General features: G+C 67.8%; 9 protein-coding genes. 2 read left to right on the forward strand and 7 right to left on the reverse strand.

What is annotated here, in order from left to right:
- The first annotated feature begins 213 nt into the window (after positions 1–213).
- Positions 214–2,673, forward strand: a complete 2,460-nt coding sequence (locus C3V41_RS09200; RefSeq protein ID WP_129591543.1) for a DUF4143 domain-containing protein — start codon at positions 214–216, stop codon at positions 2,671–2,673.
- Between the two features lie 109 nt (positions 2,674–2,782).
- On the opposite strand, the gene C3V41_RS09205 is transcribed toward C3V41_RS09200, so the two are convergent.
- The 7 genes from C3V41_RS09205 to C3V41_RS09235 form a co-directional block, all read right to left on the reverse strand.
- On the reverse strand, positions 2,783–4,024 hold the full coding sequence (locus tag C3V41_RS09205) for an ATP-binding protein (protein ID WP_165271625.1): 1,242 nt from the start codon (positions 4,022–4,024) through the stop codon (positions 2,783–2,785).
- A gap of 222 nt (positions 4,025–4,246) precedes the next feature.
- Entirely contained in the window at positions 4,247–5,266 is a 1,020-nt protein-coding gene (locus C3V41_RS09210; protein ID WP_106110013.1) for a LacI family DNA-binding transcriptional regulator, read from the reverse strand.
- A gap of 76 nt (positions 5,267–5,342) precedes the next feature.
- Positions 5,343–7,001, reverse strand: a complete 1,659-nt coding sequence (locus C3V41_RS09215) for a glycoside hydrolase family 53 protein (protein ID WP_106110014.1) — start codon at positions 6,999–7,001, stop codon at positions 5,343–5,345.
- Between the two features lie 43 nt (positions 7,002–7,044).
- A complete protein-coding gene (locus tag C3V41_RS09220; RefSeq protein WP_217350931.1) occupies positions 7,045–8,226 on the reverse strand; it encodes a glycoside hydrolase family 53 protein in 1,182 nt (393 codons plus the stop codon).
- 5 nt (positions 8,227–8,231) lie between these two features.
- On the reverse strand, positions 8,232–9,071 hold the full coding sequence (locus tag C3V41_RS09225; protein WP_217350932.1) for a sugar ABC transporter permease: 840 nt from the start codon (positions 9,069–9,071) through the stop codon (positions 8,232–8,234).
- Positions 9,068–10,459, reverse strand: a complete 1,392-nt coding sequence (locus C3V41_RS09230; protein ID WP_106110015.1) for a carbohydrate ABC transporter permease — start codon at positions 10,457–10,459, stop codon at positions 9,068–9,070. The genes C3V41_RS09225 and C3V41_RS09230 overlap by 4 nt, the downstream gene beginning before the upstream one ends.
- A 1-nt stretch (position 10,460) precedes the next feature.
- Positions 10,461–11,816 (reverse strand): extracellular solute-binding protein, encoded by a 1,356-nt coding sequence (locus tag C3V41_RS09235; protein WP_106110016.1) that lies wholly within the window; start codon positions 11,814–11,816, stop codon positions 10,461–10,463.
- Positions 11,817–12,082: 266 nt separating this feature from the next.
- On the opposite strand from C3V41_RS09235, the gene C3V41_RS09240 reads away from it, so the two are divergent.
- Positions 12,083–14,215 (forward strand): beta-galactosidase, encoded by a 2,133-nt coding sequence (locus tag C3V41_RS09240; RefSeq protein WP_106110017.1) that lies wholly within the window; start codon positions 12,083–12,085, stop codon positions 14,213–14,215.
- Positions 14,216–14,431 lie beyond the last annotated feature (216 nt).

Below are 14,431 nucleotides of genomic sequence, written 5' to 3' on the forward strand. Positions count from 1 at the left end.
ACAGGCGCAGCACCGTGCGTCAGCCCCGGACCGGCTGCGTCCCCGCCCCCGACCACACCAGCCCGCACCGGGCCGAGGGCGGCCAGCCACCCTCAGGCCACACTGCCTCGGCCACACCGCCTCCGAGAGCCGAATCGGAAAAAACCGGCATTGGATGTAGGAAAATTCCTACATCCAATGCCGGTTTCCCAGGCCGTGCGGTAGGCTGTCTCTGTGCCGTCACTGCCGTACCATCACCGGGCCATCGAGCAGGTCTTCGCGGTGCGCACCTCGCACCAGGTCGCGATTATGGAGGGGCGGCGTGCCGTCGGGAAGTCCAGCCTGGCACGCCACCTCACGGAGGCGGGCACCTACGCCTCATACCAGTCGCTCACCGACCCGGCGGCGGCAGAACGAGCCCGTCAGGACGCGCTCAGGTGGGTGCGCTCGCTGCGACGCCCGGCCGTCATTGACGAGGCCCAGGTGGTGCCAGCCGTCAGCGTGGCGGTCAAGGAGCTGGTTGACACCCTCCCCCAAGGCCACCACTTCCTGCTGACAGGTTCCGCCTCGGTCGGACGAGGCACGATGGAGAGCAGCGACCCCCTGGTCGGGCGGGCGAGCAGACTCACCCTACACCCGTTCACGCGCCTGGAGCTGGACGGTCCGCCCGACTCCTCCACGCCGAGCCTGGTAGACGTCCTCTTCGACTCACCCCTGGTACCCGTCCAGGTCCCCTCCGTCCAGGGCCCCGGGCTGCACAGGCTCCTGGAAGCCGGAGGCCTGCCCGCTTTCGCGCTCCCTCGTCTGCCACGCTCACGTGCCGCCTGGCAGAACCAGGTGCAGACGGACACGCTCGCCATACTCGGGGACCAGGTGCTCCCCACCGAGCCCCTGGACGTCGGCACCGCACGGGCGGTCCTCGACACCGTCCTGCGCACGCCCGGAGGACAGATTAACCGTACCCGGATCGGACAGGAGCTTGACCTCGACGCCCGGACCGTGGGCCGCTACCTCGGTATCCTCCAGCGCAGGTTCCTCAGGACCCTGCTACCCAACCTGAAGGGCGGGGTGACCCGGGCAGCCCGGAGAGCACCCAAGGGGCATGCGGTTGACACCTCCAGTACCTGCGAGAGCCTGATCCGCGCAGGACATAATATTGCCAGCTCCCCCGAGCTCACAGGGCAGGTCCTGGAGACCTGGGTAGTAAACCAGCTCCTTGCCGCACAGGGCTGGGCGACGGCTGCTACTGACGCCTTCTACTGGCGGGACAACAGGACCGGGAAGGAGGTCGACCTGGTCCTGGTGGACGGTCGGGGACGCCGGGTAGGCGTCGAGGTGAAACTGGCCTCCAGCATTAGCCTCAAGGACCTGCAGGGGCTGAAGGCGATGCGCAAGGACGGCGGCCTGCACCGGGGTTTCGTCGTCTACACAGGAACCGAGTTCGAGGAGATTGACGACGGCCTGTGGGCGCTCCCGCTGGCGTGCCTGACCTCCCGTCGGGAGCTGGGCAAGGCGTCTCCGGACCCCGTTCCCGTAAGGTCCCCGACACCGCCCACAGCACTGCTCACGCCAATTGACCACGAAAAGGAGAAGGTGACGGCCGTACCTTCCGCAGCACCTGTCCCGACGGTGTTCCTGAGCTACGTCCACGCCGACAACGACTACCTTGAAGGCGCACTGGTCAAGTTCGCCGAGGAGGTGGCCAGGACATGCGACTTCAAAGGTACCCCTATTGACCTCCGTAATGACGAGGAGATCCTACGATGGGGTGACAGGTGGAGCGAGAGGCTGCGGGACGAGGTGGAGCGCACCACCTTCCTGCTCGCCATGGTCACCACCCGCTACCTCACGTCCGAGGCGTGCCGCAAGGAGTTCCTCCAGTTCAGGGACAAGACCAGGAAAGCGGGATACAACGGTATTCTCACCCTGCTCGTCGACGAACCGGACTGGAACCTGCCCGCCCTGCGTGACGACCCGACGGCACAGGTTATCCACGCCGCTATTGACGAGCACCAGTGGCTTGAACCCAAGACCCCCCTCGAGGACCTGGAGCCTGACAGCCCCCAGTTCCGGAGGGCTGCCCGGGAAATCGGGCGCGAGCTGGTCAAGCGCATTAAGGCGAGGAACGCAGAGGGCCCTACCACCTCAATGGACACCAACCCTGCGGAGCCGTCGAGTGCGGATGACGCGGACCCTGGTATCGTTGAGCTACTCGACACCATCCAGGAGAATCACCTGCCTCGCCTCCAGCACGAGATGGACACCCTGGACAAGGCCATGAGCACTTTCGGCTCGGCCACGAGCAAGGAGTTCGCACTCGTCCCCCAGGGCTCATTACCCACCCCCACCCAGGTCAGGCGCATTGCCCGAGGACTGGAGCCGAGCCGACAGGCCCTGGAGGCGGCGACGTCGTCATTCTCCGAGGCGTGGAGCGCCCTTGACAAGGACGTGAGCGACCTGGTCCGCCTCACCGGCGCCGCCGGGGTCGACGAGCTCTCTGACGCGCTGAGGACCTCACTAACGGATCTGGCCACGTCACTGGAGCTCCCAGGTACTGACGACATGGCCCTGCAGCTGAGGGCCTTTGCCGAGTTCTCCCGGGCGCTTCGTCCTGTCGCCGAGACAATGACCAGGACCTTGAACATCGTTAATTCGATTAAGCAGTCCGCCAGTATATGGGCCGAGACGCTGTAGCTCATCACCCATCCCAGCGGCCTTACCACCCGTACTACCCCAGGTTCAGTCGCCCTCAGGACCAGGAGCCGCCTCCGGCTGCTACCAGGAGCCCGCCAGCCTGCCTCTCTTACTCCTCTGCCGCGAGCAGCCACTCCACGAGGTTACGGTGCTCGACGCCGTCGCGACTGAGACTGAGGGGGTCGAGGCTGAGGACGAGCTTCGGGTGGTTGTCCGGTACGGCCAGGAGGGCGTCGAACTCACGGCGCCGCGTCCTCTCACTGGCCAGGAGGTAGCTGACCTGGACGTAGAGCACCTGCGTGTCGCGGTGGGCGACGAAGTCGATCTCCAGGTCGCCAGCGCGCCCGATACTGACTGACCACCCCCGGCTCGTGAGCTCGTTGTAGACGATATTCTCCAGGACGAGCTCGATCGCCGTCGAGCCGGACATGCCCATGGCCTCGCGCAGGCCGTGGTCCACCACGTAGTACTTCTCCTCCACCGCGAGGACTCGCTTGGAGGTGAGGTCATAGCGCGGGACCCGGTTGAGGAGGAACGCCTCGGCGCAGTAGGTGAGGTAGTTGAGCACGGTGTCCACGCTGACACCCCGACGCTCACTGCGCAGGAACCGGCTGAGCGAGCTCGCCGAGAAGGTGCGACCGATATTTGCCAGGCAGTAGGTCACGACACGGCGGAAAAGGTCCGCGTCCCTGATCTGGTGGTACTCAATCACGTCGCGGACGAGAGCCGAGTCGTAGACACTACGAAGGTAGGCTAGTGACGCCTCGCGTTCACCGCGGAAGTAGCGCAGACCGGGGAACCCTCCCAGAGCCAGATAGTCCTGGAAGAGCTCCTGGTCCGACGGCGGCTCCTCTCCCGAGGCACTCAGGCCGAGAAGACGCAGGGCCTTGTACTCGGCAAAGGCGAGAGGCTGGACACGGGTGGTCACGTACCGGCCGGCAAGGTGGGTGGCGAGGTCGCCGGAGAGCATCCGCGAGCTAGAGCCGGTGAGGTAGATATCGCACTCCCAGTCCAGGCGCAGCGCGTTGACGACCCGCTCCCAGCCCGGGACCTGCTGGATCTCGTCGAGGAAGAGGTAGGCGCGCTGGGCGCGGTCGGGCGCTCGGGTGACGAGGTGGTCGAGCAGCTGCTCAGGGGCCCGGATTCCCAGGCCGGCGGTGGACTCAAGGTTGAGATGGACGACCTGGGCCCGGGGGTGGTCCTGGCGGATCTGCTGGGCGAGGATGTCGAGGACGGTGGACTTCCCGCTGCGTCGCGCCCCGGTGATGACCTTAATGACGGGGACGTCAACGAATGGTGCGATACGGCTGGTGTAACGGGGACGGGGGACGATCTGGTCGGACTCGGGCACGACACCCTCCTGTCGACTACGGTCGATGGAGTCGGCTCAATCGCCGATAGCGTCGACTATAGTCGATGGCTCGGTCGTGCGGGCCCGTTGCCTGCACTCCGACTCCGGCGTGGGCCCTGGCGTACCGCCACGGCGCCGTGCGGGCCCACCGCCCCTGCCGGGGGCCTCAGGACTCACCAGCACCCTTGGCTGGCCCCGGCACACGGCCTCGCAGCTCCGGCCTCAGGCCCGCGCCGTCGAGCCGCGGACCACCAGGGTGGTGGGAAGGATGACGGCAGCGGGGTCCTGGCCCTCGACGGCCTCCAGAAGCAGACGCACCATCTCGGCGCTGATCCTCCTGAAAGGCTGACGCATGGTGGTCAGCGCTGGCTCGGTGGTCAGGGCGAAGCTGGAGTCGTCGAAGCCACCCACTAGGACGTCCTCGGGTACCCTCCGCCCGGCGCGCCGCAGCTCCTCCACCGCGCCCGCGGCCATGAGGTCGGAGGCCACGAACAGGCCGTCTGTCTCGGGGTGGGTCTCCATGAGGGAGCGTGCCGCCCGTGCACCGCCCTCCCGCGTGTAGTCGGCCGGGACGACCAGCGACTCGTCCGCGCCTGGCCCCAGGACGTCGAGGAAGCCTGCCCGGCGCTCCTGTCCTCCGGAGGTGTCGGCAGGCCCGGCGATCATGGCCAGGTGCCGGGCTCCGGCGTCGAGCAGGTGGCGGGTCATGGTGCGGGCACCTCCTCGGTCGTCAGCGGCCACGTAGCCCATCCGGTCCTCAAAGCCCAGGGGACGGCCGCAGGCCACCGTAGGGACCCTGGCGTCTAGCAGGGCCTTGACCACGGGGTTGCCCTCGTGGCTGGATACTAGCAGCACGCCGTCGACGTGCCCGGCCTCGATATAGCGCAGAACCTGCCGCCGCTCGGAGGGACTGCCCGCCACCATGAGGACCAGGGGGAGGTCGTGCTCGGCGAGAGCTGCCGCAGCACAGCGGTAGAGGGTGGAGAAGTTGGGATCCTCGAAGAGGAGCTGCTGGGGCTCGGTGAGGAGGAAACCGATGGAGCCAGCCCGCCCGGTGGCCAGGGAGCGGGCCGAGTGGTTGGCCACGTACCCGGTAGCGGCAATGGCCTTCTCCACCTTGCGGGCCGCCTGGGGGGAGACGAAGGTACCCCCGTTGAGGTAGCGCGAGACAGTGCCTCGGGACACCCCCGCCCTCTCCGCGACGTCGCGGATCGTGGGACGCTTGGCTCCTCGCCTGGGCATAGGCTGGTCTCCTGTCACGTGCTCTATTGAAACCGCTACGGAGTGCCACCGTGCGGCAGTGACACCCCGTACGGGCTCACCTTGCGCTGACCCGGACGTCGTCGACGTTGACCCAGCAGCCTCCGGGAGCATCCGAGTAGAACCCGATCTCCAGGGTCCCGGAGGACACGGTGACGTCAAGCGTCACGAGCTTCCAGATACTGCTCGACGTCGGCAACGCGGCCTGCTGCTCAGCGCCGCCGTGCCGCTTGGCGTACATGTACGCCCTGTCCTGGCCGCCCGAGCTCAGGACCCAGGCCTGGACGCGGTAGCTGCCCGGTGCCAGACCGGTCAGCACCTGGTAGGTGGAGACCACATAGGCACTGTCCTTCCAGTGGGTCAGCTTGTATGTTCCCCGAACTGCCGGGTCTGAGACGAACGAAGCCCTGTCGTGGGCGGAGCCGGGACTCCAGGTTCCCCAGCCGCTCGGTGAGGTGGTATAGCCGTCGTCCTCAAAGTCACCGTTGCACAGGAGGTTGTCGGGCACAGGCTCAGCAAGCACCTTCTGCGTCTCCAGCGCACGCCCCTGGAAGTCAAACAGGGTCTGGTTGTCCCAGGGGTTGCCGCGGACGCCAGTATCATTGGCGTCACGCGCCCCTGCCTCGCTGCCCCAGTAGGCGTCACCGACCGGCAGCCACGCCGGCTCCCACCAGATATATCCACGGCCGTGGCCTCCAGGCACACCGGCAATCAGGTCACGCAGATCCCTCAGGTACGCCGTCTGTCCCGCTACCGACGCCGGGTACCCTCCGGCTGCCTCCTCCTTGGTGTAGAAGGAGTCTGTTATCCCGTCCCCGTCCTCCAGGGTCCATCCGTAGGCGGTCTCGACAATAAGGACATCCTTCTTGTAGCGGATCGCCAGGTCGTTGAGGTTGGCCTTGAGCTCACCCATGGAACGGTGCCAGAAAGGGTAGTAGGACAGTCCGATGACATTGAAATCCACCCCCTGGCCGATCACCCCGTCGAACCACCAGCGGTACAGTGAGTTATCCCCTCCCATGTCAAGATGGAGAACCTTCTCAATGGTCTCACCGGACAAGGCGTCGTCGACCCCAGCGAACCCGACTTTAAGGAGGGAGGCGAGACCTGAGAAGTCATCCTTACCGTGGCCGACCTTGCCGTCGTCCCAGAGGACCCCGGAGCTGATCTCGTTCCCCATTTGGACCATAGCGGGCAGGACATCAGAATCCTTCATCTGCTGGATCACGCCCCTGGTGTAGGAACGGACCTGCTCCTGCAGGGCCGTCCCGGTCAGGCTGCGCCAGGCCTTTGGCTTGGTCTGGGTACCAGGATCCGCCCACCAGTCACTGAGGTGGAAGTCAAGGAGGATCGACATACCCTGCGCCCTTACCCGCTTGGCGAGCACAATGGTCCGGGGAAGGTCGTTCGTCCCACCACCGTAGGCCTCTCCACTCGTGGTGTAGGGATCTACCCACAGCCTCAGCCGGACCAGATTAGCGCCGGCGTCGGCAAGAATCCTCACGGCGTCGGTCGAGGACGAGGCGCTGGTGGAGAAGCGACCACCCTTCTCCTCAACCTCCATGAGCATGCCCAGGTCGACCCCGCTAATCCAGTGAGGTACACCCCGTCCTGTCGCCGCCGCGGGGCCGGCAAGGTCGATACCAGCTATGACGGCGGCTGCCCCCGAGAGGATCCCCAGGCAGGACCGACGACTAAGAATGTGACTACTTTCCATGTGTTGTCTCCTTGAGCGTAGACAGACTGTTCACGGGACGGGTTCAGGGGCGGAAGACCTGCCAGGCGGGGAGGGCCTGGCCGTTATCGTCAAAGAGCGCCTGGTTGGCCCAGGAGGGCCCGGCAGGGGCGACGTCGTCCCCGTAGCGCATGCCAGCCTGGCTCGCCCAGGAGGTGCCGGGGACGGCGAGCCAGGCGGGCTCCCAGTAGACCAGGCCCCGGCCGTGCCCTCCCGGGACGGAGGCGACACGGTCCCGCAGGTCGGTCAGGTAGCGCAGCTGACCCTCCGGTGTGGCCGGGTAGCCGCCTGCCTGGACCAGCTCCTCGTTGAGCACCGTGGCGGGCCCGTGGGAGCGCGTGCTGGCTCCGTAGGCGGTCTCGAGCACGACGACGTCGAGGCCGTAGCGTCCCGCGATGTGGCCCATGGTGGCGCTCAGGTCGTCCAGGCTCCCGTGCCAGTAGGGGTAGTAGGACAGACCCACCTCGTCCACGTCGAGCCCGCGCTGGAGCATCCGGTCGAGCCAGTGCTGGTAGAGGGCGGTGTCCCCGCCGTCGTCCAGGTGGACGCAGACCCGCGCGTCCGGGGTGGTCCGACGAACCGCCGTCGTGCCCGCACGGACCAGGAGGGCCAGGGCGTCGAAGGCAGCCGCCTCCTGGTGGCGCGTGGCCCCTGGCCGGACATGGGCCCGGTCGTCGTGACGGGGCAGCTGCCCCAGGGGCCACAGCATGCCGTTGGTGATCTCGTTGCCGACCTGTACCCGGGAGGGGACCACCCCGGCCCGGAGGAAGGCACCCAGGACGTCGGTGGTGTACCGGTTGACGGTGAGTGCCAGCTCAGACAGGTCCTGACCCGTCCACTCCCGGGGGAGGACCTGCTTCCTGGGGTCGGTCCAGAAGTCGGAGTAGTGAAGATCCACCATGATCTGCATGCCGTGGCTGGTGGCACGCCGGGCCAGGGCGAGGTCGGTCTCCAGGTCGTTGCCGCCGCCGAGGTAGCCCTGCCCCGCGGCGTCGTACGGGTTGACCCACAACCGCAGCCGGACCAGGTTGACCCCGTTCCCGGCAGCGATCTCAAGGAGGTCGCCCTCCTGCCCGTCGTGGCAGAAGCGTCCGCCGCAGGCCTCCACCTCGGCCAGGCTGGAGACGTCGATACCACGGACGTCCAGGGGCGGGAGTCCTTTGGCACTGTCACGGGGCGTCATGGTGTCGCGGGAGATGTTGTTCACGGGTGTCATCCTTTCTCCCCGCCGACGGTGAGCCCGGAGATGAGGTAGCGCTGGAGCACAATGTAGAGGATCGTAATAGGGACCGCGACGAGGACGGCGCCGGCGGCAAAGAGAGTGAAGTCGTTGCGGGTGGCGTCGTTGACCATGGCGAACAGGCCAATGGCGATCGTCTTCTTCTCTGGGCTGGAGATGAGCAGCTGAGGCAGGACGAAGTCCATCCAGGGGACGGCGAACTGGGTGATCGCCACGAAGGTGAGCATGGGCTTGGTCAGCGGTAGGATAATGATCCGGAACACCTGGAGGCGGGACGCCCCGTCCATGAGCGCCGCCTCGTCGAAACTCGTGGAGATATTGTCCATATACCCCTTGAGCAGCCAGGTGTTGTAGGGCAGCTGGGCGGCCACACTGACCACGACCAGGCCGACCAGGGAGTCCAGCAGACCAAGGTTGAGGAACAGCATGTAGACGGCGATGGCAGTCAGGAAGGACGGGAAGACCTGGAGGACGAGCATGACCAGGAGCCCCGCGCTCCTGCCCCGGAACCTCAGGCGTGAGAACACATAGGCGTTGAAGGCGGAGAGGACCACGCTGAGGACGGCGTTGGCGGTTGCGACAATGAGGGAGTTGAGGTACCACCGCGGGTAGTCCGTCCCCGTCAGCAGCTCACGGTAGTTGTCAAGAGTCGCCCCGGCGGGGATCGCGGAGGCGTTGGCCAGGCCCTTGTCCGGCCCGAAGGAGGCGCCGACGACCCACACGAGGGGGTAGACGACCACGGCGGCCATTACGACCAGCTCGCAGTGCACGGCAGCCCTGGCGAGGTGGCGCCGGACCCTCTGGATGCTCACGACAGGTCAGCCCCTTCCATGGCGCGGGAGCGTCGCAGGTTCCAGACCGAGAAGCTGCCGACGACGACGAAGATGAGGATCGACATGACCGAACCTATGTTGTACATACGGTTGTCCAGGGTCAGCTTGTAGAGCCAGGTGATAAGGAGGTCGGTGTCACCGGCGTACTGGTAGGAGGGGTCTGCGGGACCTCCCTGGGTGAGGAAGTAGACGACCCCGAAGTTGTTGAAGTTGCTGACGAAGCTCATAATCAGCAGGGGGGCGGTCGCCCGGTAGACGATGGGGAGGGTAATGGCCCTGAAGGCCTGGAGGCCCGAGGCCCCGTCGATACGGGCAGCCTCGTACAGGCTGGAGTCAATATTCGTCAGGGTCCCGGAGATAAGGGCCATAAAGTAGGGGAAGCCGAGCCAGAGGTTCACCAGGAGGGCCACGGCACGGGCCAGGTTTGGCTGGTTGGGGTCGGTGAACCAGTTGACCCTCTGGTCCGTGATCCCCATGTCCACCAGAAAGCCGCTGACGGGGCCGAACTGCCCGTTGAACATGGAGCGGAACACGAGGGCCGAGACCATGGCCGGGACGGCCCAGGGCAGGATGAGGACACTGCGCCAGAGCCTGGGCCACAGGACGTCCCTGCGCGTGAGGAGGACCGCCTGGACGAACCCGAGGAAGTAGGTCGTCAGCGTCGCCAGGAACGCCCAGACCACCGTCCAGGTCAGGACCCCCGCAAAGGTCCGCGCCCAGCTGCCCACCCGCAGGACAGTCGTGAAGTTGTCCAGACCCACCCAGCGCACGAGGTGCGCAGGCGGGGTGTGGTCACGGTCGTAGCTCGTGAAGGCAATGAGGATCCCGAAGACGATGGGCAGGACCGAGACGAACAGGACCAGGAGTGCCGAGGGGGTCAACATGACGTACGCCGTCGAGCGCTGCCACAGGCTCCGGAGCCACTGCCGGGTGGAGGCAGTGGGCCTGCCACCGGCTCGTTCCCGGGCCGTGGTCCACGCGTCCCTCACGTTCCACCACCACAGCGCGACCAGGAGCAGGACCCCGAAGAGGGTGATCATGCCGTCAGCCAGGAGGGTGACCGAGTTGTCCCCGCTGGTCAGGCCCGAGGTGGTCATGGTCCGGGGGCGGGTTCCCAGGGTGACCAGGCCCCACAGGCCGTGGACGATCCAGCCTCCGTTGGCCCGTGGGGAGTAGTCCCTGCCTCCCAGGAGGTAGTGGCCGGTGACGACCTCGCTCGTCACGACGCCGACGAACGAGGTCAGGAAGATCAGGCCCTTTCCGACCTGCCGGTTGAGGATCTGGCCGCTGCCCCAGACCACCGCGGAGCACAGGGCCGGGACACCGCCCTGGTAGCGGCCCCGCCCGCGTCGCATCCTGGTCGCCATGTCAGCTCACCATGCTCCGGAGCTGGTCGTAGCTGGTGACCGCCTTGCTCTGGGCGGCGGGCACGTCCAGGACCCCGTCCCAGACACCTGCCACGAGCTCGTTGCCGACGGTGTACATGTACTCAGGAATCTCCTGGACGAAGTCCGCGTTGGCGGACTGGGCCAGGACGCCGGCCGCCTTGTCGTCGTCGGCCAGGGCGGGTACGGAGCCGAGCCTGTCGGGAGCCAGGGCGGGCACGGCCCTGACAGAGCTGTAGAGGGCCTGGGCACCGGCGTCGGAGGCGAGGAAGGCGGCCAGGATCCGGGCGGCGGCCGGGTACCTGGAGTAGCCGGAGACGACGCCGACGGCCATGCCGGCCAGGGAGGCGGCCTTCTGGCCGCCCGCGGTCGTGGGGAGCGTGGTGACACCGTACTCAAAGCCCTTTTCCTGCGCGGCGGCGTCGAAGTCGGAGAAAACCCAGGGACCGGTGATGACGTAGGGGGTCTGGCCCTTGATGAACTCGTTCTCAATGAAGTCGTAGGTGGCGTCCGCGGAGTTGACGTCCCAGACACTGCGCAGGTTCTTGTAGGACTCCAGGCCCTGGGTCAGGGTCTGCTGGTCCAGGCCGGGGTGGGCGAGGTCGCCGTCAGGGTACAGGTGCCAGCCCGCCGAGGACAGGACGGGGTAGGCGTAGTAGAGCTGGCCGGACAGGAATCGAATGGTCCAGCGGTTGCTCGCCTTGTCGTTGTACGTGGAGGCCAGGGAGGTGATCTCCTCCCAGGTGCGCGCAGGCTGGTCACTGCCGGTGAGATCCTTGAGAAGGGTCTTGTTGTAGAACAGGGCGATGGACTCCGTGGAGACCGGGACACCGTAGACCTGGCCGTCACGGGTGACCACGGAGCTGAGGTCCTGGCCGCACTGCTCGGCGATGACCGGACCGTACTCACCCAGCGGCGCCGCGAGGGAGGAGCTGACGGCCTGGGCGAGGTCGTCGAAGTTGGTGGTAAAGACGTCCGGGCCGGTACCCGCCTCACCGGCCAGGGACATCTTGTCCAGGGCGTCGACCTTGGCCACTACCTCGTAGTCCAGGACCGCTCCCGGGTGCGCCTTCTGAAAGGCGGCCTTGAGGGCGTCCCCGTAGGCGGCGTACTCGACCCAGATCCTCAGGGGCTGCTGCCCGGAGGCGACGGCGTCCTCCATGACGTACTGGCGGGCCTCGGCGTCCCACACCGGGCCGGTCGGGTCGTCCTGCCCAGCGGCGTCCTCAGGTGCTGAGCACGCCGCGAGCGCGGCGGTGAGCCCGGTGGCGCCGAGGACCGTCAGGAGGCGACGGCGGGACAGGGCGGGGGAGGTCCACAGGGTGGGGGTGGCAGTCATGGTGTCCTCTTCTGTGAGTACGGCGTCCTGGCAGGGCGACAGCCTGGGCGGACTTGACAGGTTCTGTGACCGGTCCCAGTATTAGTACCGGAGTTGGCACCTGTTAAGTCGCAGTTCCTGAGGGCAACTGACATGGGAGGCTCCAGCACCATCGACAATCAACGACCAGAGTTCTGGGACCGTTCCCATACGGGTTCCACCCAGGTCGGCCGGTAAGCCCACCGGTCGGCCGCCACGCCAGCCACCCAAGAGTCCAAGGAGTCCCCATGGCGACCCCGCCCCCGCCCCCCTCCGGGCGACCCCGCACCGCGACCAGCCCCGGCACCAGGAGCCTGCCCCTGCCCGGCACCCGTCTGCTGTACGGGGCCGACTACAACCCTGAGCAGTGGGATCCGCACGTCTGGCGCGAGGACGTCACCCTCATGCACCAGGCCGGGGTCAACACCGTGAGCCTGGGAATCTGGTCCTGGGCCCTGGTCGAACCGACACCAGGGACCTTCCGCTTCGAGTGGCTCGACGAGATCCTGGACCTGCTCCAGGAGGCGGGGATCGGCGTGGACCTGGCCACCCCGACCGCCGCCCCACCTGCCTGGTTCTACCGGGCCCATCCCGAGGCGTGCCTGGTCGAGGCCGACGGCACGGTGCGCCACGGCGGCTCACGCGGCATCTGCTGCCCCCACTCACCGGCCTACGCACGTGCCGCCGAACGGGTCACACGCGCCCTGGTCGAGCACGTCGCCAGACGCTGCGCCACCCCGGCCGACGAGGGCCCGCGCACCGCCCCGGTCATGTGGCACGTCCACAACGAGTACGGGGCCCCGGGCGGGGACTGCCACTGCGAGTGCTCCCAGGCCGCCTTCCGTACCTGGTTGCGCGAGCGCTACGGGAGCCTGGAGGCCCTCAACCGGGCCTGGGGCACGACCTTCTGGGGGCAGGTGTACGGCGACTGGGAGGAGGTGACCACCCCGCGCCACTCCGGTACCGCCCTCAATCCTGCCTGCGAGCTGGACTACGCCCGTTTCACCTCCGACTCCCTCCTGGCCCGTTTCACCGTCGAGCGCGACATTATCCGCGCCGCCTTCCCCCAGGCCCCGGTCACCACCAACTTCATGGCCACGAACTGCCCGGCCAACGACTACTGGCGCTGGGCGTCCCAGACGGACGTCGTGTCCACCGACTACTACCTGGAGGCGGACTCCCCCGTCCCCCAGATCTGGGCGGCCCTGGAGTCCGACCTCACCCGCTCCTTGGCGGGCGGGGCCCCCTGGCTCCTCATGGAGCACTCCGTCTCCGCGGTGAGCTGGCAGTCCCACAACCGTGCCAAGGACCCCGGTCAGGAGCGCCGCACCGCCCTGGCCCACGTGGCACGGGGAGCCGACGGCGTCATGGCCTTCCAGTGGCGGGCATCACGACGTGGGGCTGAGAAGTTCCACTCCGCCATGATCCCCCACGCCGGGACGGACACGCGGGTCTTCCGGGAGGTCTGTGAGCTGGGGGCCGAGCTCGCCGCCCTGTCCGAGCTGCGCGGGACCCGGGTCCGGGCGCGGGTGGCGCTGACCTGGGACTGGGAGTCCTTCTGGGCCCAGGATCTCGCGTGGCGCCCCAGCAGCCTCATGAGCCACCGCGAGCAGGTCCGTACCACCTACCGCTGGCTGTGGGAGCGCGGGACCACGGTCGACCTGGCCCACCCCGAGGCCGACCTGTCCGGCTACGACGTCGTCATCGCCCCGGCCTCCTACCTGGTCTCACAGCGGGCCTGCGAGAACCTGGCCACCTTCGTGGAACGGGGCGGGCGCCTGGCGGCCCTGCCCTTCTTCGCCGTCGTGGACGCCGAGGAGTGCGTGCACCGTGGAGGGGCCCCGGGCCCCTTGCGCGACGTCCTGGGCCTGAGCGTGGAGGAGATCCGGCCCGTGCCCGTAGGCCAGGAGGTGCACCTGGCACCCACCACCCGGGGAGAGGGACGAGCGGTCAGCGCCTCACCGCTCACCGGGACGCTGTGGTCGGAGGACCTCCGGCTTGAGGGGGCTGAGCCCGTGTGGACGGCCCTGGACGGCCCCACACCCGGACCGGCCGTGACCGCGCACCGATACGGGCAGGGGCTGGCCGTCTACGTGTCGGTCCTGCTGGACGGGCAGGGGCTGGCCCGCGTCCTGGAACCACTGCTCAACCTGCCCACCGACCGCCCGGTGGTGGACGGCGGGGCACGGGTGCCGGGCCTGGAGGCGGTCACCCGCTACGGGGTGGGCGAGCGGGAGGGCACCACCTACACGATCCTGGTCAACCACGACGGCGTCGCGCACACGGCGGCCCTGGCGGGCACCGACGTCCTCACCGGCGAGGAGCTGGATAGCGTCACACTGCCTGCCGGGGACGTGCGCGTCGTGAGGAGCCAGCTATGACGTCCTTGGCCCCGAGCCGGTCCTGCGGCGCCCCAGTCGTGGCTATCGCGCAGAGGCTCGTCGAAAGCGGCGCCCCGACGCCCGCGGGGACCAGTCGTGGCTATCTACGCGCAGAGGCTCGTCGAAAGCGGCACCCCGGCGCCCGCGGGGACCAGGTGGCGGCGGGCGGCCAACAGGGACGCACACGACCGCGGGCCCGCGGGGACCAGGGCTGGC

Origin of the sequence: Actinomyces sp. oral taxon 897, from assembly GCF_002999235.1 — a bacterium.
Lineage (GTDB): Bacteria > Actinomycetota > Actinomycetes > Actinomycetales > Actinomycetaceae > Actinomyces.